Here is a 26499-nt window from a genome sequence, read left to right as displayed (position 1 = left end):
CAGTCACCCGAGAGCACGCAGGTGCTGCGGCGCGTCGGTGCGCCCCGGGGACCCCAGGAGGACGCGCCGAACGCGTCGGCCGGGGCAGGTCAGGGCCCCGGTGAGCCGCGGACGCCCGAGACCACCCAGGTCCTGCGCCGGGTCGGCGCACCCCGCTCGGGCGAGCCCGGTGTCACCGGTGATCCCGCCGGCACCGGCACGAAGCCGGGCACCGCGTCCCGCGCCGCCAGGACGGCCGGAGCGCTCGGCGCCGCCGGCACGGCCGCGGCCGCCGCCGCGGGTGCCGCGAACGCCGCCGGCCAGGCGGGTGCCGTGGGTGCCGCGAACGCCGCCGGCCAGGCGGGTGCCGTGGGTGCCGTGGGCTCCGCGGCAGGCGCGGGCACCCGACGCCCCGGCCCCGGCAACGGCCCCCGTACCGCCCCCGCCGGCCCCACCAGTCCCTCCTCCTCCGAGGACGCCACCGCCCTCCTCGCCGCAGCCGACGGCCCCGCCGGTGCGCCCGGCGGACCCGGCGGTCCCGGCGACGGCGGAGGCAAGGGCGGCAAGGGGAAGAAGAAGCGGCCCAAGCGGACCGGGTGGCGGCGGATCATCCCCACCTGGCGCATGGTGCTCGGCACCTTCCTCTTCGGCGTGCTGCTGATCATCGGCCTGTTCTTCCTCGGCTACTCGATGGTCAACATCCCGCCCGCCAACGCCCTCGCGACCAAGCAGAGCAACGTCTACCTCTACGCCGACGGCTCCCAGCTCGCCCGCGACGGCCAGATCAACCGCGAGAACGTCAACCTCGCCCAGGTCTCCAAGGACGCCCAGCACGCCGTACTGGCCGCCGAGGACCGCGACTTCTACACCGAGTCGGCCGTCGACCCCAAGGCGATGCTGCGCGCCGCCTGGAACACCGCGACCGGCAAGGGCACGCAGTCCGGCTCGACGATCACCCAGCAGTACGTGAAGAACTACTACCTGGCCCAGGAACAGACGGTCACCCGTAAGGCCAAGGAGTTCTTCATCGCGATCAAGCTGGACCGGCAGAAGTCCAAGAACGAGATCCTTGAGGGCTACCTCAACACCAGCTACTTCGGCCGCAACGCCTACGGCATCCAGTCCGCCGCCCAGGCCTACTACGGCGTCGACGCCCAGAACCTCGACCCGGCCCGCGCCGCCTACCTCGCCGCGCTCGTCAACGCGCCCAGCGAGTACGACGTCGTGGCCCACCCCGAGAACAAGGCCGCGGCCGTCGCCCGCTGGAACTACGTCCTGGACGGCATGGTCAAGAAGGGCTGGCTCAGCGCCTCCAAGCGCGCCGGGATGACGTTCCCGATGCCGAAGGAGCAGACGGTCTCCACGGGCATGTCCGGCCAGCGCGGCTACCTCGTCGAGGCGGTCAAGCACTACCTGACCACCAACAACATCCTCACCGACGACCAGCTCGCGACCGGCGGCTACCGCATCACCACCACCATCCAGAAGGGCCGGCAGGACGCCTTCGTCAAGGCGGTGAACGACCAACTGGTCGCCAAGCTGGACAAGAAGAACAACAAGGTCGACAACTACGTCCGGGCCGGCGGCGCCTCCGTCGACCCCAAGACGGGCGAGGTCGTCGCGATGTACGGCGGCATCGACTACGTGAAGCAGTACACCAACGGCGCGACCCGCGGTGACTTCCAGGTCGGCTCGACGTTCAAGCCGTTCGTGTTCACCTCCGCTGTGCAGAACGGCTCGACCACGCAGGACGGCCGCCAGATCACGCCGAACACGGTGTACGACGGCACCAACGAGCGGCCCGTGCAGGGCTGGAGCGGCGGCACCTACGCCCCGCAGAACGAGGACCAGAAGTCGTACGGCCAGATCACGGTCACCAAGGCCACGGACCTGTCCGTGAACGCGGTGTACGCGCAGATGGCGGTCGACGTCGGCCCGTCCAAGGTCAAGCAGACCGCGATCGACCTCGGCATCCCCTCCGGCACCCCGGACCTCCAGCCGTACCCGTCGATCGCCCTCGGCACCGCCACCGCCAGCGTCCTGGACATGGCGGAGGGGTACGCGACGCTCGCCAACCACGGCAAGCACGGCCAGTACTCCCTGGTGAAGAAGCTCACCAGGGACGGCGGCACGGCCGAGATCAAGCTGCCCGACCCGACGGTCAAGCAGGCCGTCAGCCGGGAGGCCGCCGACACCACCACGGCGATGCTCCAGAGCGTGGTCGAGAACGGCACCGCCTCGGCCGCGCAGGCCGCGGGCCGTCCGACAGCCGGCAAGACCGGCACCGCCGAGAGCGACACCGCCGCCTGGTTCGCGGGCTACACCCCCGACCTGGCCACCGTCGTCGCCGTCATGGGCCAGGACCCGGTGACCGCCCAGCACAAGTCGCTGTACGGCGCCCTCGGCCTGCCGCGCATCAACGGCGGCGGTGCGCCGACCCAGATCTGGACGCAGTACACGCAGGCCGCGCTCCAGGGCACCCCGGCCTCCGACTTCGACCTCCAGCTCGCGTCGGGCGCCGACCAGCCGCAGGCGCCCAGCACCGGCACCTCGGCCACGCCGGGCACGACCGGCGGCCAGAACACCGGCGGCACCACCACCGGCACCCCCACCACCGGCGGTACGACCGCGAGCCCGACCACCGGCGGCACCACCACCGGCACCCCGACCACCGGCGGCACGACCACCACCGGCGGCGGCACCGGCACGACGGGCGCCACCACGACCGGCGGCGGCACCGGCACAACAGGCGCCACCACCGGCGGGAACACGACGACCGGCGGCGGGACCACCGGCACCGACACGACCGGCGGCACGACCGCCAGTCCCAGCGGCGGCACCCTCGGAGGCGGCGGCACACCCGGCGGCGGCACGACGGGCACGACCAACGCCGGCGCGGGCGGCGGCCCCGGCACATGACGCGGTGACGACAGCAGCAGCCTGACGTCTCAGTGACCGCTGGTCGCCTTCAGCCCGACGACGGCGACCAGCAGGAGACAGACGAAGAAGATCCGGGCGGCGGTGACCGGCTCACCCAGCACCACCATGCCGAGCACCGCCGCCCCGGCCGCCCCGATGCCCACCCACACGCCGTAGGCGGTACCGATGGGCAGGGACTTGGCGGCGTACGACAGCAGCACCATGCTCGCCACGATCCCGGCGCCCGTGAGCACACTCGGGACCAGCCGCGTGAATCCCTCGGTGTACTTCATCCCGATCGACCAGCCGACTTCGAGCAGACCGGCGACGACAAGCAGAACCCAGGCCATGACGGCACCTCCGGGGTATCGAGAGAGATCTCTGAACGGGGTGCGTCGTCTTTTCCTGGTCGTTCCGGCTTTCCTGGTGTCGCGGTCCCGGTACGGCGCGTCTCGTCGGGCTCGCTCCCGAACATAGCAAAGCCCACGCAAAAGGGGCTGGTGATAACGGTCACCAGCCCCTCTGAGCTGCCGGACTACAGGTACAGGCCGGTCGAGTCCTCGGACCCCTCGAACCGGTCCGCGGCCACGGCGTGCAGATCACGCTCGCGCATGAGCACGTACGCCACACCCCGCACCTCGACCTCGGCCCGGTCCTCCGGGTCGTACAGGACCCGGTCGCCGGGCTCCACGGTCCGTACGTTCTGCCCGACCGCGACGACGTCGGCCCAGGCCAGCCGCCGGCCGACCGCCGCGGTGGCGGGAATCAGAATGCCGCCTCCCGACCGCCGCTCGCCCTCACCGGCGTCCTGCTTGACCAGAACCCGGTCATGCAGCATCCGGATGGGCAGCTTGTCGTGCTGAGGGGTGTTCTCGTTTCTGTTGGCGCTCACGCCTCGAACCTACCTGCCTTCGCCCCGCCCGTCCGCTTCCGGGTCAGCCCTTGCGCCGCCTGCGGCCGACGGCGAACAGCCCGACGACACCGACGGCGAGCAGCGCGACCGGCACGATCCGCTCCAGCCGGGGCGCGCCCTCGTCGTCCACGAACTGCGCCCGCACGTCACTGACCACCCGATTGACCTGCACATACGCCCGCCCGACGGTGTGGTCGAGATGGGCGGCGGCCTTGGCCTTCGCGTCCCCGATGATCGTCTGCGGATGGACCCGCACGCCGATCTCGTCGAGCGTCTCGGCCAGCACTTCGCGGCGGCGCTTGATGTCCGCCTCGATCTGCGCCGGGGTTCTGGTGTCCGACGTGTCCGCCACCGTACGGCCTCCGAAGTCATCTGATGCTGTCCCGGACAGTCTGTCAGCTTCTCCTCCCGCCGCACCGCAAGGCCCCCCGGTTACCCTGGCCCGATGAGCGAGCGACTCCAGCCGGGGGACGTGGCCCCCGCCTTCACCCTCCCGGATGCCGACGGCAACGAGGTCTCCCTGGCCTCCTACGAGGGCCGCAAGGTCATCGTCTACTTCTACCCCGCCGCCCTGACCCCGGGCTGCACCAAGCAGGCCTGCGACTTCACGGACAACCTGGAGGTCCTCGCCTCCGCCGGCTACGACGTCATCGGCATCAGCCCCGACCAGCCGGAGAAGCTCGCGAAGTTCCGCGAGAAGGAGTCCCTGAAGGTCACCCTCCTCGCCGACCCGGACAAGAAGGTCCTCGACGCCTACGGCGCCTTCGGCGAGAAGAAGAACTACGGCAAGACCTACATGGGCGTCATCCGCTCCACGATCGTCGTGGACGAGCACGGCAAGGTCGAACGAGCCCTCTACAACGTCCGCGCCACCGGCCACGTGGCCAAGATCATCAAGGACCTGGGCATCTGAGGGGCCGTATCCGCTGCTGGCGGCTCGCACCGAGGGTGACCTGGTGCGGGCCGCTTTCTCGTGTCAGGGCGTGACTGTCCGATAACCGGTTCGTTACTCCGTACAGGCTGCGAACGCATGCGCGGCCGAAACGGAGGGGGCTCGCATGGGGGCCAGTGCGTACACCAGGGAGCGTCTGGAGGAGGCGGCTCGCGGGGCGCGGACGTTGTCGGAGGCGTTGGAGAGGCTGGGGGTGGATCCGAGGAGTTCGAGGAGGGACTGCATCAGGCAGCGGATGAAGAAGCTCGGGGTGGATACGTCGCACTTCGAGCGGGAGGGGGCGAAGTGGACACGCGAGGTTCTTGAGCCAGTGGTGGCAGCATCCGCGAGCGTCAACGAGGTGGTGCGTCGACTCGGGCTCGATGCCGTGGGTGGTCACCAGGCCAACATTGCCCGGCGGATCAAGGCGTACGGGCTCGACACCTCACACTTCACGTCCGTGGTCCGAACTGAGCGGATGAGGCACAACCAACGCCGCCGGACCCCCGCAGAGATCCTCGTAGAGGACGCATCGGGGCATGCTCCGCGCGTCCCGGGACAGCGACTCAAGCGGGCAATGCTGGAGCAAGGGGTGGACGAGAGTTGTTCCCGCTGCGGAATCGAGGCTGTGTGGCAGGGACAGCCGCTGCCACTGGAAGTCGACCACATCAACGGGGACTGGCGGGACAACCGCCCGGTGAACCTCCGCTTCCTGTGCCCCAATTGCCATTCCACGACAGACACGTACCGGGGTCGTGGCAAAGGGCGTCACGGGGGTGGTCGATGAGCGGCGGCAAGCGTCGTCCGCAGCCCACGCGCGAGGAGCTGAGCGCTGCGGTTGCCGAGTCGGTCTCCTTGGCGGAGGTGCTGCGTCGCCTGGGACGGCCGGACAACGGTGGGCAACGACTGATGTTGAGGGAACGGATCGCACAGGATTGCCTCACGACAGCCCACTTCGTTGGGCAGGCGCATCAACGGGGGCGTCGTAGCCCGAACGCCAAGAGCTCGGAGGAGGTGTTGGTACGTCACGACGCTGCACATCGGATCAAGACCACGCGTCTGCGCCGTGCGCTTCGCGAAGTGGGCGTACCCGAGCAGTGCGCCGGGTGTGGTGTCGGCGCCGAGTGGCTCGGGAAGCCCATGACGCTGGAGATCGACCACATCAACGGGGACTGGCGCGACAACCGGCGGGAGAACCTTCGTCTGCTCTGCCCCAACTGCCACGCGATCACGAGCACCTGGTGCCGAGGAGGGCGACGAGCGGCTCGGCACGACCAGTAGAGTAGGCGAGGCTGAGGGCCCGTACCCCAGCTGGCTAGAGGGCGCCGGTTTAGGTCCGGTGTGTCGTGGGTTCGAGTCCCACCGGGCCCACACGCTGAGGGGCCGTCCACTTGGGCGGCCCCTCTTCCGGTCTCAGCCCAACAACTCCCGCACCACCGGCACCAGCGCCCGGAACGCCTTCCCCCGATGGCTGATCGCGTTCTTCTCCTCGGCGCTCAGCTCGGCGCACGTCCGGGTCTCGCCGTCCGGCTGGAGGATCGGGTCGTAGCCGAAGCCGTTCGTGCCGGCGGGGGCGTGCCGGAGCACGCCCCGCAGCTGTCCCTCGACCACGCGCTCCCTCCCGTCCGGCAGGGCCAGTGCCGCCGCGCAGGCGAAGTGCGCGCCCCGGTGTTCCTCGTCGATGTCGGCGAGCTGGGCCAGCAGCAGTTCCAGGTTGGCCAGGTCGTCGCCGTGTTTGCCCGCCCAGCGGGCGGAGAAGATGCCGGGGGCGCCGTTGAGGACGTCGACGCACAGGCCCGAGTCGTCGGCGACGGCCGGCAGGCCGGTGGCCCGGGCCAGGGCGTGGGCCTTGAGGAGGGCGTTCTCGGCGAAGGTGACGCCGGTCTCCTTGACGTCGGGCACCTCGCGATAGGCGTCCGCGCCGACGAGTTCGTGGGGCAGTCCGGCTTCGGCGAGGATGGCCCTCAGCTCGGTGATCTTTCCGGTGTTACGGGTGGCGAGGATCAGGCGGGTCATGCGCGCCAGTATTCCTCCCCTACAGCTCCGTCTGCCCGCCGCCCTCCAGGCTGCGCAGGTCGAACACCTCGGCCATGCGGGCGAAGCCGCGGTCGCTGGGGTGGAGATGGTCGCCGGAGTCGTAGTCGGGGCGCAGGCGGCGGGGGTCGTACGGGTCGCGCAGGGCCTTGTCGAAGTCGACGACCGCGTCGTACACCGTGCCGGTGCGGATCTGCGCGTTGATCTGCTGCCGGACGGCCTCGCGTGTCCCGGTGTAGCCGCGGTGGCCCCGGAAGGGCATCAGGGTGGCGCCCACGACCTTGAGGCCGTGGGCGTGGGCCTGTGCGACGAGCGTGCGCAGGCCGGCGACGATGCGGTCGGGGTCGGCGAGGCCGGGGTTGCGCAGGATGTCGTTGACGCCCAGGTCGATGACGACGACCTTGGTGTTCGGGCGCGAGAGCGCGTCGCGGGCGAAGCGGTCGAGGCCCCTCTGGTTCTCGGGGGGCCGGCCGAGGCCGCTGGCGAGGACCTGGTTGGCGCTGATGCCCTCGTTCACGATGCTGTAGCGCGGCAGCCGGCCTCCGCTCTCCAGTGCCGTGCGCAGCCGGTCCGAGAGGAGGTCGGGCCAGCGGTGGTCGGCGTCGGTGGTGGAGGTGATGCCGTCGGTGATGGAGTCGCCGAAGGCGACGACGGTGCCCTCGGCCTCGTTGCTGAGCACGTCCAGCGCGGTGACGTAGCGCCAGTACGGCGTCTGTGCGGTGTACGGCGTGCCGGTCGCGTCCTCGGTGTGGTCGCCGGTGGCGACGTAGGAGATCTGCCGGGCGTGCGGGTGGTAGGTGACCGGGCCGGAGGGGGTGGGGGAGTAGGTGGTGACGAGGACGTCGCTGTCGTGCGGGACGGCGAGCCGGACGGCGTCGCTGGTGATCTGGTCGCCGGGGGGTACGACGACGCCGGTGGCGCCGTTGAAGGTGAGGCGGCGCATCGACGCGGGGTCGGCCGCGGCGGTGCCGTTCCCGGCGGACAGCGCGACGGAGGCGTGGGTGAGGGTCAGCGGCGACTGGCCGTACAGGTTGGACAGCGTGATCCGGGCGCTGGTGCCGCCGGTGTTGGCGTGCACCACGTTGCGTACCGAGTGGCCCGCCAGGCCCTCGGTCTCGGTGCCGGGTTCGCCGCCGACCGGTGCGGTGGCCCAGGAGCCGACCCAGGTGCCGGTGGAGGCGGGGGCGGCGGAGGAGTCGTGGTGCGGGCGGTCGTCGGTGAGGGTGCCGCGCGCGGTGCCGTCGTCGGCGCCCACGGTGAGGTAGATGACGGCGGATATGGCCACGACCAGCGCGATGAGCGCGGTCATCAGTACATAACCACGACGCTTGGTCACGCTTGTTCTGTTCCCCTCGGGGGATCGGGAGCCCGATGCTCCGACGGTTCCGTTGTTCCGCTGGTGATGGGCCCATGATGCGGTATGGGCCGGGGACAGCTGTCAGGGCCCTGCCCGGAAGTCCCCTGTGGATGGACGCCGGGAACTCTCGTTCCGTTCCGGGAGTCGGTCAGGAAGGGACAATTGTGTGCGGGATCGCCGCACGGGTGGACCGGAACGGGTGGAGCCGATGGAAGCGACGGAAGCGACGGAAGCGTCCGAGACGGAGACGGCACGGGGTGTGTCGTACAAGACCATGACGGCCTTCACCCCGGCCGACGAGGAGCGCCGGCGCGGGGTGCGCCGGATGAAGCTCACGGCGACCGGCCTGCTGCTGTTCGTGGCGCTGGTGTACGTCCTCGCCAAGCTCGCCACGCACGAGGGCGCAGGTCCCTGGGCGGGTTACGTCGCCGCGGCGGCCGAGGCCGGCATGGTGGGCGCGCTGGCGGACTGGTTCGCGGTCACCGCGCTCTTCCGCCACCCCCTCGGACTGCCCATCCCGCACACCGCGATCATCCCCACCAAGAAGGACCAACTGGGCGTCTCACTCGGCGAGTTCGTCGGCGAGAACTTCCTCTCCGAGGACGTCGTACGGCAGCGGCTGCGCGCCGTCGGCATCGGCACCCGGCTCGGCGCCTGGCTGGCGGAGCCCGAGCACGCGGACCGGGTGACGGCCGAGCTGGCGACGGCGCTGCGCGGCGCGCTGACGGTGCTGCGGGACTCGGACGTGCAGGCGGTGGTCGGGGAGGCGATCACCCGCCGGGCGAACGCCCAGGAGATCGCGCCCGGCATCGGCAAGATGCTGGAGAAGGTCGTCGCCGACGGCGGGCACCGGCGCGTGGTGGACCTGGTGGTGACCCGGGCGCACGACTGGCTGGTGCTGCACCGGGACGACGTGATGGTCGCCGTGGAGGGCGGCGCGCCGGGCTGGACCCCGAGATTCGTGGACCGCAAGGTCGGCGAACGCGTCTACAAGGAGCTGCTCCGCTTCGTCACCGAGATGCGGGACATGCCCGCGCACCCGGCGCGCGGCGCCCTGGACCGCTTCCTCACCGACTTCGCCTCCGACCTCCAGTCCGACACGGAGACGCGGGCGCGGGTGGAGCGGCTCAAGGGCGAGGTGCTGGGCCGGGGCGAGGTGCAGGACCTGATCGCGTCCGCGTGGACGGCCGTACGGTCCATGATCGTGGCGGCGGCCGAGGACGAGCGCAGCGAGCTGCGGCTGCGGGTGCGGGCCGCGCTGCTGTCGCTGGGCACGCGGATGGCGACCGAGCCGAAGGTGCAGGAGAAGGTCGACAGCTGGGTGCAGGGCGCGGCGGTGCACGTCGTGACGACGTACCGCAAGGAGATCACCTCGCTGATCACCGACACCGTGGCCGCCTGGGACCCGGAGCACACCACCCGCAAGATCGAGGCGCACATCGGCCGCGATCTGCAGTTCATCCGGATCAACGGCACGGTGGTGGGATCCCTGGCGGGACTGCTGATCTACGTGGTGACGCGGACGCTGGGAGCGTGAGGGGGCCGGGAGGACCGGCACGTCACCGCTCCAGTGGCCGCACCGGACCCGGGCACGGCGCGGCCCAGCACCTGCTGGAGACGACGCCGTACCCTGTCGAGCGCATCGCCGAACAGCCGGGCTTCGGCTCCCCGACGGCGTACCGGGAACGCTTCCGCCGGGTGGTGGGCACGAGCCCGCCGGCGTACCGGAAGCCGTTCGGGGCGGGAACCCTGTGACGGGCACCCGGTGATCGGGGCGTCCGCTGCGTCAGGCCTTACGGTCGGCGACAGCCCAGGAGGCGAGGGCGACGGCGCCGGCGACTCCGAAGACGGACGGCCAGGCGCCGACCTTCTTGGCCAGCGGATGCGACCCCGCGAAGGCGGCGACGTACGCGGCACCCAACGCCCCCGCCGCCTTCCCCCCGGCCTGCTTGCGCCACTGCTGCGCGGCAGCGACCCCGGCCACGGCCAGCACGGCCCCGCCCAGCTGCCGCTTCCTGGTCCAACGGGCCACGCCGTACCCACCGACGAGCCCGCCGGCGGCGACGACCGCACTGGGAACCTTGGCCACGACTGCCTCCTCTGTTGTCCTTTGTGTCATCTTCTGTATGCAGCCGAGGCTAACGAGCCCCACCGGGACATCGCGCACCAGCCCCTGCCATCCTGCGCGTGTGGAGGAACACGACGAGGACGCACACGAGGACGTACGCGCCGCCGACCTGGACCCGGACCCAGACCCGGACCTGGACCTGGACCTGGACCTGGACCGCGCGCTGACGATCGCGACCGACCTGGCCGCCTGGGCGTCGGAGACGATCCGCCGCCCACGCCACGGCGAGGAGGTACGGGAGAAGGCGGGCCCGGCGGACATCGTCACGCAGACGGACGAGACGATCGAGATCCACGTCCGCTCGGTCCTCCGGGCGGCCTTCCCGTCGCACGGCATCGAGGGCGAGGAGTACGGCGTCGACGAGCCGACCACGCCAACCGCCCCCTATTGGGTCGTGGACCCGGTCGACGGCACCACGAACTACGCCCACGGCATCGGCTGGTGCTCCTTCTCCCTGGGCCTGGTCTCCCCCGACGGCACCCCGCTCCTCGGCCTGGTGGCCGACCCCTGGCGCCGGGAAGTCTTCACCGCGATCCGAGGCCGCGGCGCCCACCTGAACGGCACCCCGATCCATGCCTCGCCCCACACCACCCTCACCGGCCACCTCTTCCTCACGGAGTGGGCCGCCCACTCCCACTGGCCCGGCCTGGACCCTCTCCTGACCGCCCTCTCCCACCGCCACTGCACCACCAGGGTGATGGGCTCCACGGCCCTCTCCCTCTCCCAGGTCGCGGCAGGCCGCGCCACGGCAGCGGCCATCGGCGAATTCCACGCGGTGGACGGCCTGCCGGCGTACCTGATCGCGATCGAGGCGGGCGCGGTGGCCCTCCCTCAATTCCCCACGTACAACGAGCCGTTGCTGCTGGCGGCGCCGGGGGTGGCGGAGGAGTTGAGGGGGCTGTGGGAGACGGGTTGTAAGGGCCTGTGACTGTGCCTCCCTCTCCACCAGCCTGCCAGGAAACCTCAGGGCGGACCGCCCTTGCCTCTCCTCCAGCTTTCCCGGGGCTTCGAGGTTGAGCGGTGCGTGGACCAGTGGCGGCAGGGGCACGGCCGTCAGCTGGATCGGCGATTGGCAGATCTAGGTCAGCTCTGAACGCCGTGACACAGGCTTCGCCGAGGCACCGGTGTCCCAATCCCACCAATCGCTCGCAGGCAGGCCACCGCTCAACTCCGTCCAACGGACAGGCCGGTTCCCCCACCTGATTAGGTGAGTTCGTACTCGGCGTGCGGGATGCCCAGCTCCCACACCGCCTCAAAGGCGCTGGCGCACAGTTCGAGTTCCTGGAAGTCAGTGCTCAGAGATGGCTCAAGCCACTCACCCTCGCCGTCAAAGTGGTTCACGAGCAGCCGGGACGAGTCGAACAGCCAGAAGTCGTTGCCGGGCAGGGCGATACCGGTGGCGTTCCTGCGCGACAACCAGCGCACTTCCTCGCCTGCGGCGATGTTCAGGCCCTCGGTCACTTCGTACTCGAACCGGATGTATCTGCTCACGGGTTCGGACACGATCCGGGCGCGGCGGACCTTCACTCCACGACTCGTAGCCTCGGAGACCAGGGAGAGCCAGTCGGCCCACCTCTCGGTGGGGTCGATCACCGCGCCGGCGTTCCAGTCGGTGTACGCCGGGTCCGACTTCATGTACGAGTCCCGCATCTCCAGATGGACTGCCGATTCGCGACAGCTGCGGAACAGCTCCTCAAACGTCGGAGCCGCGGTCACGCTGCACCTCCAAGGAGAACTGGACCATGTGCCAAGGGATCTCTACGAACTCATGGCTAGGGATGCCTATCTGGCGTTGGAGCTCATTGCTCCAGTCCCCGTTGCTTTAGCGCGTGTGTGAAGGCCTGCCAGGCCTGACCCTCGACGGCTATCACGGGCTCGCAGCCACGTTTCGAATCACGCACGAGCATGCGCTCCCCGGCATGCGCGCATGTCACGCACTCAGTCCCGCTGCCGCCGCTGTAGGACGACGTGAACCACCGGTACGTCGAGGGTGCTGCCATCAGAGCTCCTTGCTTATACGGTCGACGATCTCGGCCGAGGACTCCAGGTCGAGTGCCTGGGCGCTGAGGTACTCGAACGCCAACCTATAGCGATCTAGTTCCTTCGGCTTCTCCATGAAGAGCCCGCCGCCGAGGAGATCGACGTAGACCACGTCCAGTTCCCGCTTCGGCCCGCGGAGGATGGCAAAACTGCCAACGGCCGCAGCGTGGGCGCCTCTTGCGAACGGAAGCACCTGCACTGTGATGTGCGGGCGCTCGCTCATGGCCCGCAGGTGTCGGAGCTGCTCCTGCATGACTTCTCGTCCGCCCACGATGCGTCGGACGGCGGCCTCATCGACTACACACCAGATGTGCGGAGGCTCGTCTCGATCGAGGAGCTCTTGCCTCTTCATGCGGATGTCGACCATGTGCTGCACCTCCCGCTCGGGGCAGCCCACTTCGGAGGCACGGTGGACTGCTTCGGCGTAGGCGCGGGTCTGCAGGAGGCCAGGCACATACATGCAGGCGTAGTGGTCTTCTCGTACGACCTCATCCTCCAGTGTCAGCATGAGGTTCATGGACTCGGGGATGGGGTCAGCCAGAGATCTCCACCATCCCTGGATCTTGGCGCCCTTGGCGAGTTCGACCAGGGCCAAGCGCTCCTCGTCCGAGGCGCCGTATTCACGGCAAAGCGCGTCAACGGCAGGCCACTTGACCGTGCCCTCCTTCGTCTCGTAGCGACTGAGGGTCGCCTTGGAGATGCCAACACGTGCTCCGGCCTCCTCAAGGGTCAGACCCTTGAGTTCACGAAGTCGGCGCAGGTCAGCGCCCAGTTGGCGACGGCGAGTCGTGGGTCCGACTGGCATGTGGTGAGCCTTTCGTTTCGCTCTGTCAGATGCTCCGGGCTCATGCGCCATGGCGGCAAGATGGCGTGCGCTGGGGGCGTGCGGTTCATGGTTGCGCTCCGATCCCCCTCGAAGTGAGAGTTCCATTTTGAGAGTTCCAATGCAACTCTGAGTGTGCGCTTCATTGCGCTTCGCAACCTACTGTCTCGCGCAGGGAGTTGAGAGATGGACTGCATCGTCTGCATGCCAAGGAAGCCATGGGACCTACCGTTCCTTGCGGAACCCCAGGAGGTGGCGGCTCTGCGGCGTATCCTGCGGCTCCACCTGGAAGTGTGGCGCTTGCCTGAAGTGGTCGACGTGGCTCAGCTCTGTGCCAGCGAGCTTGTTTCCAACGTGATCAACCACGTTGGCCTTGAGACCCCGACGACCCTTGCTGTCTCCATGAACGGCAGCTATCTGCGTATCGAGGTTCACGACCCCGGCACTCGCGCCCTACCGACGCTGGTCCAGGCAGGGTTGGGCAGCGAAGCCGGGCGTGGGGTGACCCTCGTCGATGCTGTGGCCGACCGCTGGGGTGTCGAGCTTCGAGCTGATCGCAAAGTGACGTGGTGCGAAATGGATACTGGACTGCCTTCGATCTGTGTGCACACCGTGCGTCCACCGACCGCCGGCATTGACGAGTTGCTCAACAGCTACAGGGCAATGAAGGCGTCGAGTCCGTCCGGTGCGGAATCCGAGCCGCTGGCTTTGACTGCGGCGGAGGAAGCGGCGGTCGATATCATCGCCGACCTCCTCCGCTGGATGCAGGCACACGGCCGTGACGCGGATGACCTGCTCGACCGAGCCCAGACACACTTCGAGGCGGAAGTCGAGAAGTTCACCCGGTAGTGATCGCCGCGGAGTACGACCACACATCGGCAGGGAGCTCATGCTCAAGGTCCCAAGTGATCGCCATCGGCTTGCTGCCGCTGTGGGTCACATAGGTGGCCGGGCCGAGAAGCATCCAGGGCTCGGACTTGCCGATGCTGTTCTCTTTGTAGCGGCGAAGGAAGAGCAGGACGTTGCTGCCCTGCGTTACGTGGCGCTGGTAGCGCAATCCTGTCCGGGAGCTCTCAGACGTGCCGTTCTGGGACTCCCAGTGGTAACGGGTGGGGCTGATCGCGTAGTCCTTGTAGCGAACGTTGGGGGAGAAGTCCTTTTCGTTCTTCTCCGAGGTGATGAAGAGTACGTCGGTCTTGATGTCCTCGACCCAGCTCACCCCCTGGGCAAAGACGCCGGGCATCTGGCCGCCCAGCCGTGCTACTCCGAGCGCCGCGAGGATCTCGGAGCGGTTGTAGGAGCTGTGGATCTTCAGCGGGAGGCGGCTGAGTGGGGCGCTCAGCGGGATGGGGAAGTGATCTGTTCGGTCGAGGACGTACGTCAGAACCTGGCGCAGTTCGTCGCGGACCCGTTCCTGGACACGTAGGGATTCCAGCCCCTCCCGGTAACTGGAGAATCCACCCGCCTTGTCCCACAAGTTAAAGAAGAGCATGCGGCCGTACGCCTGCTCGGCCGGAGAAAGGGAGTCGTAGTCCGGAGCGTCGTCCGCAAGGAGGCGCAGATAGGCCTGGGCCCGGTTGGGGTCGTCTACGTGAAGGAACGCGTGGACGCGCTTGAGGAGATCCTCCTCGCCCGGCAGCGGAGCCGCTTTGATGAACGTTGCCTTACGCAAGACCGTGGTCCACGAGTTCTTGTTTTTGTAGAGCTCATTGATGTCCCGCTGGCTCTCGCGGAGGTAGGCATCGATCGTGGGTGTGCTGTAGTTCCGGACCTCCTTCACGAGCGTGTTGATTGTGGCGTCCACCTGGGTGCGGATGTTGTTGAGAACAAGGTCCCTGGACTTGCCCTCCAGGATGATCTGGCAGCCAGAGGGCAGATGAGGGAAGCCGCGCTCGATGTTGTCGATGAGGCGGTTACGGGACAGGTTCGTCAGTGCGCGGAACTGCTCCTCGAAGCGGAACTCTGCCCGGTGCTGGCCGATGAAGTCGAGCACGGTCAGTACGGGTTTGTTCGGCGTACGACGCAAGCCGCGTCCCAGTTGCTGGAGGAAGACGGTCGCGCTGTTCGTGGGGCGCAGAAGCAACAGCGTGTCGATCTCCGGGATGTCAACCCCCTCGTTGAACAGGTCGACAGAGAAGATCACTTGGATTCGGCCGGCCTTGAGATCCGACAGCTTCTGCTCACGCTCTGTGGCAGAGGTATCGCTGTCGAGGGCAGCGGCTTGGAACCCCGCCTTGCGGAACTCTTCGGCCATGAAGTGGGCGTGTGCCTTGGTCACGCAGAAACCCAAGGCGCGCATGGTGGAGGGGTTGCAGATCTTGTCTTTGACCTGCTTGATGACGATGAGAGCTCGTGCGTGGCTTGCCGTGAGGACGTTACTGAGTTCGTCCCTGTCGTAGGTGCCCGCCCGCCAGTGCAACTGCGTTAGATCCGTACCATCGGGGATTCCGAAGTAGTGGAACGGGCACAGCAGGTCAGCCTCAAGAGCTTCCCACAGGCGCATCTCGGCCGCGATGCGCCCTCCGAAGAACTCGTCTTGAACATTGAACCCGTCCATCCGCTCTGGTGTAGCGGTGAGGCCGAGTAGTTCGGTGGGTTGGAAGTGGTTGAGGACGCGGCGGTATGTACTGGCTGTGGCGTGGTGGAACTCATCGATGACGATGACGTCGAAGTGGCTGGGATCGATCTGCTCCAGCCGCTGGAGGTTGAGGGACTGGACGCTCGCGAATACGTGGGTCCAGTCGCGGGGTTCCTGGCCGTTGTAGAGCAACTCGCCGAAGGAGGCATCGCCGAGGACCTCCTGGTAGGTGCGCAGAGACTGCCTCAGGATCTCCTTGCGGTGCGCCACGAAGAGCAGCCGGGGGAGCTCACCGTGGCGTTTGTCGCGCATAGCGCGGTAGTCCAGGGCGGCCATGACTGTCTTGCCAGTGCCGGTGGCTGCGACCAGGAGATTCTCATGGTGGTCGCGGATCTCGCGCTCTACGCGGAGGCGTTCCAGCATGTCCCGTTGGTGTGGGAAGGGCTGCACTTCGAGGCCGGAGAGGTTGATCTTGAGGTCGTCGCCTGCCCGACCGCCACCTGCTTGGGCCAGGGCTTCGTCGAGGCGTTCCCCGTCCTCGTCGGGGTTGTACACCTCGAAGGCGGGGTCATCCCAGTAGGCGTCGAAGGTCGCCTCGAACTTGTCGAGCACCCGCGGTGTGGCGATCGAGGACAGTCGTACGTTCCACTCCAGGCCATCGAGCAATGCGGCCTTGGAGAGGTTCGAGCTGCCTACGTAGGCCGTGTTGAAGCCGGTTCGGCGGCGGAACAGCCATGCCTTCGCATGAAGACGCGTGGACCGGATCTCGTAGTTGACCTTCACCTGAGCGCCGAACTCGCGGATCAGGCGATCCAAGGCGTGGCGGTCGGTGGCTCCGATGTAGGTGGTTGTGATGACCCGGATGGGGACGTTGCGCTTCTTTGCTGCCCGAAGCGAGTCCTCAAGTACCCGAATACCGTGCCACTTCACGAAGGCGCACAGCAGGTCGATGCGGTCGGCCGTGGCGAGCTCTGCCCGCAGCTCGGCGCCAAGATTGGGATCGTCTGGGGCGTTGGTGATCAGCGCAGTTTCGGAGAGGGGCGTCAAGGGGCGGATTGCGTAGACGCCCGGGGCCTCCTGTTCGGCGAGAGCGAGGAGTTGGCGCGGCCCGTCGGCGATGGTTGCCTCGATCTCGCCTTCATGCGGATCAGGCGCACTGGCGACCAGCGATTGCATGATCTGATTGGCGGCTGCGACCTGTTTGTCACGGGGCAGTTGGGCCAACCGGCGTGCCACTGCCTCGCCGATGTGGCGGGCCAGCACGTGCGGTGCGGACTCCGTGCTGACCTCGGCATCGACGGCCTTCCACCCTGCGGCTTCGAGTTCGACTATCCGATCGCGCAGCTCTTGCGTGACGAGCTTCTCGTAGACGCCTGGATGTTTCAGGTCCCCCGGTTCCGCCACGGTCGCTCCTCCGACTTCTCGGGTTGATGTGGACCTGTTCTAACACCAACCACTGACAGCCGAATGCTGTGAGTCAAAAGGTGATCGTTTTCAGACACAGGTCAGCCCCTGCCAGTGAGCGGGCAGGGTCCGGTGGCTGTCCAGGGCGCCCGGGCAGTGATCAGACTCAGCGAACGAGCTGTGAACGCTCTACGGCGGTGGAGGTAGGGCCCTGAGAGTTTGGACCGGTTGTTTATGCGCCGGGTGATCAGTCATGCGCCATCGCCCTTCAACCCCGCCAGTTCCGCTGGGAGTTCGTGTCGGCGGGAACTGTGAAGTGGCCGGAGGCCGCCCGCTTCTCGGGATTGTTGTGCTTCCGCGGCCCGGCCTCAAGGGCGCTTCCGCTCCGCTTCCGCTCCGCTGCGCTCTCGCGTCGGCTGGCGCCGATGGCTCTTCGAGCCACCCTTGACCCCGGGCCGCTCCAGCACGGGGAAGAAACGAGCGGGCGGCCCGGGGGAGCGGGTGGGGAGGTGGGTGGCGGCTCGATGGGCCTGACTGGTCACCGGTGATGGGCGATCCGGTCGGGCGGCGGGTGATGCCGCGACTTGCGGTGTTGCGGGCCGCGGTGCCGTTACGGACCTACGCGCCGTGGCAGGCCTCGTAGCCCTCTGTCGAGCCGCACCAGCACCCGGCACTCCGCTCCGGCGGCCAAGCCTCCGCCCGCCCCCTCGCCGCCAGCGTCGTCGCGTACTGCGGCAGCAGCGTCACGTCGTCCGGGGAGGAGCCCTCCGAGGCTGCGAAGGCCTCGTACGACGGGACCGTGCCCGTCACGATGCCCAGGTTCGCCGTGCCCGAGGAGGACAGTTCGCGGAGCGAGGACTCTATGGTCGACAGGTGTTCCGGGTGGGAGGGGTACTCCGAGGAGAGGGTCGGGTACGCCGAGACCAGTTCCGTCAGTTCCGGGGCCGGCCAGTGCAGGACCGCCACCGGGAAGGGGCGGGAGAGGGCCTCGCGGTAGGCGCCCAGTTCGGCTTGGAGGCGGGAGATTTCGGCGGCCAGTTCGGCGGGGTTGTCCGAGCCGAGGGACCAGACCCTTTTCGGGTCGTGGAGTTCGTCCAGCGAGACGGGAGCCGAGTGGAGGGTGTCCGCCAGGGTGTCCCAGTCGTCGTGGGGGAGGCCCAGCATGCGGCGGACGCGGTGGCGGGCGTAGAGGAGGGGGTGGGTGGGGGCAGGGGGTTCCGTGCCCTCCGGCAGGAGCGAGCGGGCGGCCTCCGTGAGGGTTTCGGCCGCCGCCTCCAGTTCGTCGTGGGACTCCAGGGACTCCGCCGCGATCAGCCAGGGGGCCGGGTCGCGCGGGGCGGCGAGGCGGATGCCCTCGATGATCGCCCTTGCCTCGGCCTCGTGGCCGTACTCCCAGAGGTTCGAGGCCTTCAGGGCCCGGATCAGGGGAGGGTTGTCCAGGTCGGCGGTGGTCGCCAGCAGGCGGTCGTAGAGCGTGGTCGCGGCGGGGCGGTCGCCGGACAGTTCCAGGTGGGCCGCGGCGCGCAGGAGGAGGGCCTCGGCGTCCTCGGGGTACAGGCCGGCGGTCCGCTCCAGGCGTGCCGCTTCCGCGGTGTGGTCGACGTTCTCGGCAGGCGAGGCAGGCGTGTCGGGGCGCATGGGGGACACCGTACTGCCGCGCGGTGACAAAAGTGAGGCGTGGAGGGGGCGCGGGGGAGGGGCCGCGGGCCTTCGTCTATCTTCGTGGGAGCTCGGGTGTGGGCATCCAGTGGGGGTTGCGTGAAGAGCGCCGGTGGGGTGGGGCTGGTAGAGGCCGAGGCGGACGCCGACGGAGGTCGGCAGGGGGCGGCGTTGCCGCCGTACTGGCCCCTGTTGCTCGTCGCGGCGGCCGTCGTGCCCGGTGTCCTGCTGTTCGTCGTCGGGCGGTGGGGGGACGCGCCGGCGGTGCAGGCCTGGCGGACCGTCTGCCTGGCCGTGACCGTGCAGGCCACGCCCTTTCTGCTGCTCGGGACCGCGCTGTCCGGGGCGATCAACGCCTTTGTGCCGGAGCGGGTCTTCCAGCGCATCCTGCCCCGGCGGGCCGCGCTCGCCGTGCCCGTGGCCGGGGTCGCGGGGGTGGTGCTGCCGGGGTGCGAGTGCGCCTCGGTGCCCGTCGCAGGCAGTCTCATCGGGCGGGGGGTTCCGCCGGCCGCGGCGTTCGCGTTCCTGCTGTCCGCGCCCGCCATCAATCCTGTCGTGCTGACGGCGACGGCGATCGCGTTTCCCGGGCAGCCCGCCATGGTGCTGGCCCGGCTGCTCGCCTCGCTCGCCGCCGCCGTCGTCATGGGCTGGCTGTGGCTGCGGTTCGGGAAGGCGGAGTGGCTGCGGCCCGTCGTGCGGCATCAGCATGCCGGGCATCGGGACGGGCGCAGCCGGTGGGACGAGTTCCGGCGCGGGTTCCAGCACGACTTCCTGCACGCCGGGGGCTTTCTCGTGCTCGGGGCGATGGCGGCGGCCACGTTCAACGTCGCCGTGCCGCGCTCCGTGCTGGACACCTTCGCCGGGTCGCCCTGGCTGTCCGTGCTGTTCCTGGCGGGGCTGGCGGTGCTGCTCGCCGTGTGTTCCGAGGCCGATGCCTTTCTCGCGGCCTCCCTCACCGCCTTTCCGGCGGTGGCGCGGCTCGCGTTCATGGTCGTCGGGCCGATGGTGGACCTGAAGCTCATCGCGCTCCAGGCGGGGACCTTCGGGCGGGCCTTCGCCGTACGGTTCTCGGCCGCCACCGTCGTCGTCGCCGTCGCGTGCAGCGCGCTGATCGGGGGAGCACTGCTGTGAAGGGGAGTACTGCCGTGAAGAGGTGGCTGCGGGCGGGGCTGCTCGCGCTCTGCGGGCTCGGGCTGCTGCACATCTCCCTCTTCACCGACCTCTGCCTGCGGTACGTCAAGGAGGGCATGCGGCCGCTGCTCATCGCCTCCGGCGTCGTCCTCGTGCTGCTGGGCGTCGCCGGTGCCCTGCTCGATCGCCGGCAAGAGGACGAAGAAGTCCGTCACGGGCACGATCACTCCGGCCTGCCCCGCGTCGCCTGGCTGCTGCTCCTGCCCGCCCTCAGTCTGCTCTTCTACGCCCCGCCCGCCCTCGGCGCGTACACCGCCTCCCGGCAGCCGGCCAAGCCCGTCGCCGAGCGGCAGACGTTCGCTCCCCTGCCGGCCGGCTCGCCGGTGCCGATGACCCTGTCCGACTTCACCGGCCGGGTGCAGCAGGACCCGGCGCGGGACATCAAGGGGCGGACCATCCTCATGACCGGGATCGTCACGCCCCACGGGGGAGGCAGCTGGGATCTGACGCGGATCATCATCAACTGCTGTGCCGCGGACGCCCAGTCGGTGAAGGTGCGGATCTACGGCGGTGACGTGCCGCCCGCCGGCGCCTGGGTGTCGGTCACCGGGACCTGGCACCCGGGCGGGCGGCTGGGCACCAGGTCCGCGCCGGTCGCGCTGGACGCGCTCACGGTGAAGAAGGTGCCCCGGCCGGTCAACGGCTACCAGGACGCCCTTCCGCTGCCCTCGGCCGTCACACGCTGACCCCGTCCACCTGGAGCGTCTGGACCGACTTCGCGGCGAAGGGGACGGCTACGGACTTGCCGGACAGGTACGTGTCCGAGTGGGCCGTGTAGAGGTCCGAGCCGCCCGTCGTCACTGTGTTCCAGCGGGGGACCAGTCCGCCCGAGCCGCCGGTCACCGAGGAGAAGGACGAGAGGTCGAAGGTGAGGGTCTGGGCGGAGGCGGATGTGTTCGCGGCGACGATCACCAGGCGTTTCGCGGACCTGTCCAGGGCCGCGACCGCGTAGCTCACGCCCGTGTCGAGGATCGTCATGCCGGGGCGGATGTGCCGGGTGAACTGGGCCAGCGTGTAGTACTTCGTCTGCACCGCACCGGGCTGGAGGGTGGCGGCGTCGTAGACGATCGTCGCCCAGCCCGAGCTGGGGTCCATCACCTGCCAGTAGACCCAGGCCGTGGGGTGCAGCCAGCGGAAGTCGTAGAGGAGGTTGCTCGCCAGGGTCAGGCCCGTCGAGTCGCTGTCGCCGTACTCCGAGTTCCACAGGGCCTTGCCGGACGTCGTCACCACGTCCGAGTAGAGGAGGTCGCGGCGGCCGCCCGAGCCCTGGTAGCCGTGGACGTTGACCCGGTCCACGTAGCCCTTGGTCGTGGCGGAGAAGGAGTCCCAGGTGGTGCGGGCCAGGTCGTAGGTGTTCTCGTCCGATGCCGAGATCTTCGTCGACGTGAGGCCGCGTTTGTCCAACTCGCTGCGTACGTACGGCAGTACGGCCGCCTGGGCGGTCGCGTCCATGTGGCAGCCCTCCTGGGTGCCGGTCGCGGTCCACCAGGAGGACGAGGGCTCGTTGAAGGCCTCGACCGTCGAGAAGGTCACGCCCCAGTTCTGCTTCGCGTAGAGGGCGACGGCGGCCAGGTGGGAGGCGTGCTGGCGGTAGTTCCAGGACTGGAGGTTGTTGCCGCCGCCGGAGGCGCCCGAGGGGTTGTGGTTCAGGCACATCCACCACATCGGGGAGTTGGCGAACAGCTCGGTGGTCGCGCCGCGCCCGGCCGCCTTCACCAGCATCGCGCGCTGGGTGGCGTCCGCGGTCCACTTGAAGGAGGACGACGTCGGGTCCTCGCTCGTCCAGTCCTGCCAATAGCCCTCGATCTGCTTGAACTTGGGGATGTTCGCGGAGGCGACCATCGACTCGCCGCCGACGCTGTTCCAGCTGCACGCGCCCAGGTTGTAGCGGGCGATGTTCAGGCCGAGGCCGGGCAGCGACATGCCGTTGTACGTCGTCGGCCCGGTCGTGAAGAAGATGTCCGCGAAGTCGTCCCGCGTGCCGAAGACGTTCGCCCACCAGGCGAGGGACGTGCCCCAGCCCTCCCAGGTGCCGTAGGCGGCGGACGGGTCGACCGGGATCGTCGCGTCCGCGCGCGCGGTGCCCGTCGCCAGGGCGCTGCCCAGGACGCCGCCGCCCGCTGCGGCCAACAGTGTTCTGCGTCGGATCATGGCTTCTCCGCCTCTCCAGTTCCCCGTTGCGGCCTCCGGCAGCAGGAAGCATCGGGGGTGACGGGTGGGGCTGTCGAGAGTTCTGACAGTACTTTCTCAAACCCATTGAGGAAGCCTGTTCGGCATCCCGAACCCCCTGCGGCTATGGCCAGTTGGGCCCGCCGCGCCTATCGTGCGGGCGGCCATCGTGGAGGTGGGTGCGGATGCTCGCGGCGTCTGGGGTGCGGGTCGTAGGGCACGGCGACCGGCGCCGGCGTGCCCGGCGCCGGCGGATGCTGTGGGGCGGGGGCGAGGCGCTCGTCACGGTCGGGGTGCTGCTGGCGCTGCTGGTCGTGCACCAGCTGTGGTGGACCAACCGGGAGGCGCGGCGCGGCGCCGAGCGGCAGGTGCAGGCGCTGGAGCGGGAGTGGGGGAGCGGCAACGGCCGCGGCGCCGACCCGGGTTCGAGTCCCGGTCCCGCGTCGCCCGGCCCTTCCGGTACGACGGGGCGGGCCCCCGCGCCGCGGTCGTCGTCCGTCCCCGTCCCCGTCCCCGCCGCCGCCCCGCCCCGGCGCTCCCAGGCGTACGCCGTCCTCGACATCCCCCGGCTCGGGCTGCGCGTCCCCGTCGCCGAGGGCGTGAGCAAGGCCGGCGTCCTCGACAAGGGGTACGTCGGCCACTACCGCGGCACCGGGCAGCCGGGCCAGGCCGGGAACTTCGCGCTCGCCGGGCACCGCAACACGCACGGCGAGCCCTTCCGTTATCTGCCCCGGCTGCGGCGCGGGGACGACATCGAGGTGGAGACGCGGACGGCGACGTACACCTACGACGTCGACCAGGTGCTGCCGCAGACCTCGGCAACGGACTCGGGGGTGATCCGGCCGGTCCCGCGCTCCCTCGACCGGCCGTCCTACGGCTACGACAGCCCCGGCTACTACATCACCCTGACCACCTGCACCCCCGAGTTCACCTCCCGCTACCGGATGGCGGTGTGGGGGAAGCTGGTCTCCGTGCGGCCGAGGTGAGCGTGCCGGGCCGCCGCCGGTTCAGGACCGCTCCCGCGGCGCCAGCACGCTCACCACGCCCAGCACCGCCAGTCCCGCCGACACCAGCAGGGCGATGTCCGCGCCGTGGGCGAGGCTGCCGGAGGAGGTGGCGAGGGCGATGGTCAGGGCGACGCCGGCGCTGGAGCCGATGTAGCGGAAGGTCTGCTGGGCGCCGGAGCCCATCGCGGCCCGCTCGCGCGGGACCGACTCGACGGCCAGCAGCGGCAGACCGCCGTTGAGCAGGCCGCTGCCCACGCCGCCGATGACCAGGCCGGGCAGCAGCCGGACCCAGGAGCCGGAGCCGACGGCGCCGAGCATGGCCAGGACGCCGACGGCGTGCAGGGCGAAGCCGGCGGCGAGCTGGACGCGCGGGGTGACGCGGCCGGCCAGGCGCTTGACCTGGAGGGCGACCGTGAAGCTCAGCCCGGACCAGAGCAGGAGCAGCCAGGCCGTGTCCATGGGGGACAGCCGCAGCGTCTGCTGGATCAGGGCGGGCAGGAAGCTGAACGGCGCGATCACCGCGAGGCCGGTGAACAGGCCGCCGCCGGCCGAGGCGAGGAAGGGGGCGTGGCGCAGCAGACCGAGGTCGATCATCGGGGTCGCGACCCGGCGTTCGACCGCGACGAAGAGCGCCATCAGGACCACGGCTGCCGCGAGGAGCAGGCCGACGGGTGCGCGCAGCCAGCCGTCCCGGCCGAGGGTCAGCGCGGCGAGCAGGGACACCAGGGCGAGGCCGAAGGTCAGGGCCCCCGGGATGTCGGGGCGGCCGCCGCGCGGGGCGCGGGACTCGGCCAGGGCGCGGGTGCCGAGCGCGGCGACCACGAGGGCGGCGGCGCCGAGGACGCCGTACGCCACGCGCCAGTCGGGCAGCGCGCCCGCGATCAGCGGGCCGGTCGCGATGCCGCCGCTGACGAAGGCGCCCCAGACGGCGGTCGCGTGCAGCCGGCCGCGCGGGGAGGGGTAGGCCGCGACGATCAGGCCGAGGCTGCTCGCGAGGAGTGCGGCGCTGGCCGCGCCCTGGGCGATGCGGGCGAGGGTGAACTGCCAGGTGGACGTGGCGAAGGCGCCGAGGACGGTGGTGAGGCCGAGGGCCAGGGTGCCGCTGAGGAAGAGCCGGCGCCGGCCGTAGTCGTCGGCGAGGCTGCCGGCCACCAGCAGGAGCGCGGCGAGGCCGAGCGGGGTGCCGTTCAGCAGCCAGGCCTGGCCGGACAGGGCGGTGTGCAGGGCGCGCGCCGTGTCCGGGAGCGTGACCATCGGGGCCGTGTACGTCATCAGCGCCACGGCGGTGGCCGCGCTGGTCAGGGCGAGGGTGGCCCGGGGGCGGGCGCCGGGGGCGTCCCGGGCGGATGCGGCGGTCGCGGTGTCGGCGGGGGTGCTGGCGGTGGCGGCGGCGGAGTCGAGCCCGGTCATGGCGTGTTCCTTATGGTTCAGTCATTGAACTGACCTGACCCGGCCACCGTAACACGGTCAGTTCATTCATTGAACCTATTCGTCGGAAAGTGGCTACAGTGGACGGCATGGCACTGGGCAAGGACTACGCGACACAGCAGTGCTCGATCGCTCGCGCGCTCGAGATCGTCGGTGAGCGCTGGACGCTGCTCGTCGTCCGGGACGCGCTGTACGGCGTGCGGCGCTACAACGACTTCCTCGTCCACCTCGGCATCCCGCGCGCCGTCCTGGCCGCGCGGCTCCAGACGCTGACCGCCGAGGGCATCCTCGAAAAGCGCCGGTACCAGCAGTCGCCGCCGCGCGACGAGTACGTCCTCACCGACCGCGGCGCCGAACTGTGGCCCACCCTGCGCGCCCTCGGCCTGTGGGGTCGCGAGCACTACACCGACGGCCGGCTGCGCTCCTTCCGGCACGCGGACTGCGGCACCGAACTCGGGGCGTACGGAGAGTGCCCCGCGTGCGGGGGCGTCGTACCGGTGGGGGACGTGGTCATGTGGCCCGGACCGGGCCTCGACCCGGACCCGGCCGACCCGGTGAGCCGGGTGCTGCTCAAGCCGAAGCGGCTGCTGGAGCCGCTGGAGACCGACTCGGCCTAGGCGCTCCCGGCGCGGTGCCCGGCAGTCCTGAGCGGTCCTAGGCGATCCGGCGGACCAGGTCGACGGCGGTGCGGTCGGTGTCGTCCGAGTCGCCGTTCAGCCGGTGGACGACCACCCAGCGGCCGTCGTCCGTCGCCCCGGCGAAGAGCGAGGCGTGCCGGGTCGCGCCGTTGTGCCACAGCAGGGCCCCGGACCTCTGCCACGAGGGGGCGGGATCGCCCAGCCGGCGCTCGACCGCCAGCCGGAACAGCAGATCGGCCACCGCGCGCGGCGTGGCCCACAGCCCGCCCGCCGGGAGGATCGCCCCGTCCATCGTCCAGGGCCGGCGGGCCCGGCCGAACAGCCCCGGGGCGAGCAGCCGCCGGTCCGCGTCCGGACGCACGCCGACCTCGTCGACGTCCAGCGGGCGCAGGACGTGCTCGGCGAGCAGCTCCCCGTACGGCGCGCCGGCCGCCGCGACCAGCGCGGCGCCCAGCACCGCGTACCCGAAGTTGGAGTACTCCCGCTGCCCCGGCGGCCGGACCGCGACCTTGTCGAGCCGGGCGAGCGCCCGGGTGAGCGCGGACTGGTCGAAGGCGGCGTAGGGGTCGGCGAGTTGGAGGATCCCGATGGGGTCGGGCGGGAGGCGGGGCAGGCCGGAGGTGTGGGTGGCCAGGTTCCGCAGCGTGATGCCCGTGCCGGGCGTGGCGGGGAGGTGGCGCTCGACGGGGTCGTCCGGGTCGAGCAGGCCCGCGGCGGCCATGCGCATCAGGGCGGTGCCGGTGAGCACCTTGGTGAAGGAGCCGATCTCGACGAACCGGTCCACGGCATGGCCGCCGGAGACCCGCGCGGCAGGCTCGTCGCTCGTCAGGACGCAGGTCGGGATGCGTGGCACGGGGAGCTCCTGTCGGGTGCGGGCTTCGGGTACGACTGCCCTCTCAGGTATAAAGGGCGGAAACGTGTCGGAAGTTGCTTACGGGGAGGGCCGGATGAGGCGCGGGTTCGTGTCGTCGCGTTCGCTGCGTTCCTCGCGTACGGTCGCCCTGCTGCTGCTCGTGCTGCTGCCGGTCCTGCTGCTCGACACCGGCAACCTCTCCGCGACCGTGGCGCTGGCCGCGACCGCCGCCGCCGGTTCCGCGTTCTCCGTCTGCCTCCTGCTCTCGGCGCGCAGCGCCCCGGCCGTTCCGCCCACGCGCGTGCGTACGGCGATCCGGGACCGGGCCCGGCGTACGGCCTTCCTGCCCCAGCGTGATCCCGACGCGCCCGGCCGGCGACGGCCGAGGGCACCCGGGTGCGCCCTCCCGGCGACCGCCGCGTAGGTCACGCACCCCCTTTCTCTTCCC

The 26499-nt window shown here is 70.0% G+C and carries 26 protein-coding genes, 1 tRNA gene, 1 pseudogene and 1 riboswitch; of the genes and pseudogenes, 14 read left to right on the top strand and 14 right to left on the bottom strand.

Translation table 11 applies throughout. The annotated features are described in order from the left end of the window. Nucleotides 1-21: 21 nt before the first annotated feature. The gene (locus AC4OXY_RS21405) at nt 22-2898 is read left to right on the top strand and encodes a transglycosylase domain-containing protein (RefSeq protein WP_491994624.1); all 2877 of its coding nucleotides are present in this window, start codon (nt 22-24) and stop codon (nt 2896-2898) included. 29 nt (nt 2899-2927) lie between these two features. On the opposite strand, the gene sugE is transcribed toward AC4OXY_RS21405, so the two are convergent. From sugE to AC4OXY_RS21390, 3 genes are all read right to left on the bottom strand, one after another. Continuing rightward, nucleotides 2928-3248 carry a quaternary ammonium compound efflux SMR transporter SugE gene (gene sugE, locus AC4OXY_RS21400; protein ID WP_053665396.1) on the bottom strand — a complete coding sequence of 107 codons (321 nt, stop codon included), beginning with the start codon at nt 3246-3248 and terminating at the stop codon, nt 2928-2930. A gap of 39 nt (nt 3249-3287) precedes the next feature. After that, nucleotides 3288-3381, bottom strand: a riboswitch (guanidine-III (ykkC-III) riboswitch). A gap of 52 nt (nt 3382-3433) precedes the next feature. Then, nucleotides 3434-3736: a GroES family chaperonin gene (locus tag AC4OXY_RS21395; RefSeq protein ID WP_107304396.1), complete on the bottom strand. Its 303-nt coding sequence runs from the start codon at nt 3734-3736 to the stop codon at nt 3434-3436. Nucleotides 3737-3833: 97 nt separating this feature from the next. After that, the gene (locus AC4OXY_RS21390; RefSeq protein WP_356034157.1) at nt 3834-4163 is read right to left on the bottom strand and encodes a DUF3618 domain-containing protein; all 330 of its coding nucleotides are present in this window, start codon (nt 4161-4163) and stop codon (nt 3834-3836) included. 93 nt (nt 4164-4256) lie between these two features. On the opposite strand from AC4OXY_RS21390, the gene bcp reads away from it, so the two are divergent. From bcp to AC4OXY_RS21370, 4 genes are all read left to right on the top strand, one after another. Beyond that, nucleotides 4257-4724 carry a thioredoxin-dependent thiol peroxidase gene (gene bcp / locus AC4OXY_RS21385; protein WP_376286064.1) on the top strand — a complete coding sequence of 156 codons (468 nt, stop codon included), beginning with the start codon at nt 4257-4259 and terminating at the stop codon, nt 4722-4724. A gap of 145 nt (nt 4725-4869) precedes the next feature. After that, nucleotides 4870-5529 (top strand): HNH endonuclease signature motif containing protein, encoded by a 660-nt coding sequence (locus AC4OXY_RS21380; RefSeq protein WP_491994448.1) that lies wholly within the window; start codon nt 4870-4872, stop codon nt 5527-5529. Continuing rightward, nucleotides 5526-6023 carry an HNH endonuclease signature motif containing protein gene (locus AC4OXY_RS21375; protein ID WP_491994447.1) on the top strand — a complete coding sequence of 166 codons (498 nt, stop codon included), beginning with the start codon at nt 5526-5528 and terminating at the stop codon, nt 6021-6023. The genes AC4OXY_RS21380 and AC4OXY_RS21375 overlap by 4 nt, the downstream gene beginning before the upstream one ends. Nucleotides 6024-6038: 15 nt before the next feature. After that, nucleotides 6039-6113, top strand: a tRNA-Leu gene (locus tag AC4OXY_RS21370). A gap of 42 nt (nt 6114-6155) precedes the next feature. Here the strand turns inward: AC4OXY_RS21370 and rdgB are convergent. Then, complete coding sequence (gene rdgB / locus AC4OXY_RS21365) at nt 6156-6758, bottom strand: RdgB/HAM1 family non-canonical purine NTP pyrophosphatase (protein WP_356034166.1); 603 nt, start codon at nt 6756-6758, stop codon at nt 6156-6158. A 19-nt stretch (nt 6759-6777) separates the two neighbouring features. Beyond that, complete coding sequence (locus AC4OXY_RS21360; protein ID WP_491994446.1) at nt 6778-8112, bottom strand: SGNH/GDSL hydrolase family protein; 1335 nt, start codon at nt 8110-8112, stop codon at nt 6778-6780. Between the two features lie 229 nt (nt 8113-8341). On the opposite strand from AC4OXY_RS21360, the gene AC4OXY_RS21355 reads away from it, so the two are divergent. Then, entirely contained in the window at nt 8342-9670 is a 1329-nt protein-coding gene (locus AC4OXY_RS21355) for a DUF445 domain-containing protein (RefSeq protein ID WP_376286055.1), read from the top strand. Nucleotides 9671-9680: 10 nt separating this feature from the next. Continuing rightward, nucleotides 9681-9888, top strand: a pseudogene (locus AC4OXY_RS21350) (helix-turn-helix domain-containing protein); the annotation flags it as partial. A gap of 31 nt (nt 9889-9919) precedes the next feature. Here AC4OXY_RS21350 and AC4OXY_RS21345 read toward each other — a convergent pair. Continuing rightward, the gene (locus tag AC4OXY_RS21345) at nt 9920-10222 is read right to left on the bottom strand and encodes a hypothetical protein (RefSeq protein ID WP_376286053.1); all 303 of its coding nucleotides are present in this window, start codon (nt 10220-10222) and stop codon (nt 9920-9922) included. 100 nt (nt 10223-10322) lie between these two features. On the opposite strand from AC4OXY_RS21345, the gene AC4OXY_RS21340 reads away from it, so the two are divergent. After that, complete coding sequence (locus AC4OXY_RS21340; RefSeq protein WP_491994445.1) at nt 10323-11189, top strand: inositol monophosphatase family protein; 867 nt, start codon at nt 10323-10325, stop codon at nt 11187-11189. Nucleotides 11190-11464: 275 nt separating this feature from the next. Here the strand turns inward: AC4OXY_RS21340 and AC4OXY_RS21335 are convergent, their stop codons facing one another. From AC4OXY_RS21335 to AC4OXY_RS21325, 3 genes are all read right to left on the bottom strand, one after another. Then, on the bottom strand, nt 11465-11977 hold the full coding sequence (locus AC4OXY_RS21335) for a DUF6879 family protein (RefSeq protein ID WP_402066149.1): 513 nt from the start codon (nt 11975-11977) through the stop codon (nt 11465-11467). 83 nt (nt 11978-12060) lie between these two features. Beyond that, on the bottom strand, nt 12061-12261 hold the full coding sequence (locus AC4OXY_RS21330; protein WP_362821266.1) for a DUF397 domain-containing protein: 201 nt from the start codon (nt 12259-12261) through the stop codon (nt 12061-12063). Next, nucleotides 12261-13106: a helix-turn-helix domain-containing protein gene (locus tag AC4OXY_RS21325; RefSeq protein ID WP_362821265.1), complete on the bottom strand. Its 846-nt coding sequence runs from the start codon at nt 13104-13106 to the stop codon at nt 12261-12263. The genes AC4OXY_RS21330 and AC4OXY_RS21325 overlap by 1 nt, the downstream gene beginning before the upstream one ends. Before the next feature lie 204 nt (nt 13107-13310). On the opposite strand from AC4OXY_RS21325, the gene AC4OXY_RS21320 reads away from it, so the two are divergent. Then, complete coding sequence (locus AC4OXY_RS21320; protein ID WP_402066152.1) at nt 13311-13973, top strand: ATP-binding protein; 663 nt, start codon at nt 13311-13313, stop codon at nt 13971-13973. Here the strand turns inward: AC4OXY_RS21320 and AC4OXY_RS21315 are convergent. Further along, the gene (locus AC4OXY_RS21315; RefSeq protein WP_491994444.1) at nt 13963-17106 is read right to left on the bottom strand and encodes a DEAD/DEAH box helicase; all 3144 of its coding nucleotides are present in this window, start codon (nt 17104-17106) and stop codon (nt 13963-13965) included. The two genes, AC4OXY_RS21320 and AC4OXY_RS21315, sit on opposite strands and share 11 nt — an antisense overlap. Before the next feature lie 618 nt (nt 17107-17724). Beyond that, entirely contained in the window at nt 17725-18744 is a 1020-nt protein-coding gene (locus tag AC4OXY_RS21310; protein WP_491994443.1) for a hypothetical protein, read from the bottom strand. A gap of 138 nt (nt 18745-18882) precedes the next feature. On the opposite strand from AC4OXY_RS21310, the gene AC4OXY_RS21305 reads away from it, so the two are divergent. Both AC4OXY_RS21305 and AC4OXY_RS21300 read left to right on the top strand, forming a co-directional pair. Next, nucleotides 18883-19896 carry a permease gene (locus tag AC4OXY_RS21305; protein WP_376286270.1) on the top strand — a complete coding sequence of 338 codons (1014 nt, stop codon included), beginning with the start codon at nt 18883-18885 and terminating at the stop codon, nt 19894-19896. A 14-nt stretch (nt 19897-19910) separates the two neighbouring features. After that, nucleotides 19911-20642, top strand: coding sequence for a TIGR03943 family putative permease subunit (locus AC4OXY_RS21300; protein WP_356034203.1), 732 nt, complete (start codon nt 19911-19913; stop codon nt 20640-20642). Here the strand turns inward: AC4OXY_RS21300 and AC4OXY_RS21295 are convergent. Then, nucleotides 20632-22107 (bottom strand): glycoside hydrolase, encoded by a 1476-nt coding sequence (locus tag AC4OXY_RS21295; RefSeq protein WP_491994442.1) that lies wholly within the window; start codon nt 22105-22107, stop codon nt 20632-20634. The two genes, AC4OXY_RS21300 and AC4OXY_RS21295, sit on opposite strands and share 11 nt — an antisense overlap. A 203-nt stretch (nt 22108-22310) precedes the next feature. Here AC4OXY_RS21295 and AC4OXY_RS21290 point away from each other — a divergent pair, with 203 nt between their 5' ends. Further along, nucleotides 22311-23111: a class E sortase gene (locus AC4OXY_RS21290; protein ID WP_491994441.1), complete on the top strand. Its 801-nt coding sequence runs from the start codon at nt 22311-22313 to the stop codon at nt 23109-23111. A gap of 21 nt (nt 23112-23132) precedes the next feature. On the opposite strand, the gene AC4OXY_RS21285 is transcribed toward AC4OXY_RS21290, so the two are convergent. Beyond that, entirely contained in the window at nt 23133-24542 is a 1410-nt protein-coding gene (locus AC4OXY_RS21285) for an MFS transporter (RefSeq protein ID WP_356034211.1), read from the bottom strand. 107 nt (nt 24543-24649) lie between these two features. On the opposite strand from AC4OXY_RS21285, the gene AC4OXY_RS21280 reads away from it, so the two are divergent. Further along, nucleotides 24650-25177, top strand: a complete 528-nt coding sequence (locus AC4OXY_RS21280; RefSeq protein WP_356034214.1) for a winged helix-turn-helix transcriptional regulator — start codon at nt 24650-24652, stop codon at nt 25175-25177. Nucleotides 25178-25214: 37 nt separating this feature from the next. On the opposite strand, the gene AC4OXY_RS21275 is transcribed toward AC4OXY_RS21280, so the two are convergent. Further along, a complete protein-coding gene (locus AC4OXY_RS21275; RefSeq protein WP_491994440.1) occupies nt 25215-26051 on the bottom strand; it encodes a serine hydrolase domain-containing protein in 837 nt (278 codons plus the stop codon). 109 nt (nt 26052-26160) lie between these two features. Here AC4OXY_RS21275 and AC4OXY_RS21270 point away from each other — a divergent pair, with 109 nt between their 5' ends. Further along, a complete protein-coding gene (locus AC4OXY_RS21270) occupies nt 26161-26475 on the top strand; it encodes a DUF6412 domain-containing protein (protein WP_491994439.1) in 315 nt (104 codons plus the stop codon). The last annotated feature ends 24 nt before the right edge of the window (nt 26476-26499 follow it).

The organism is Streptomyces sp. HUAS MG56, assembly GCF_058673395.1.
This window is presented reverse-complemented; position numbering and strand designations above follow the sequence as displayed.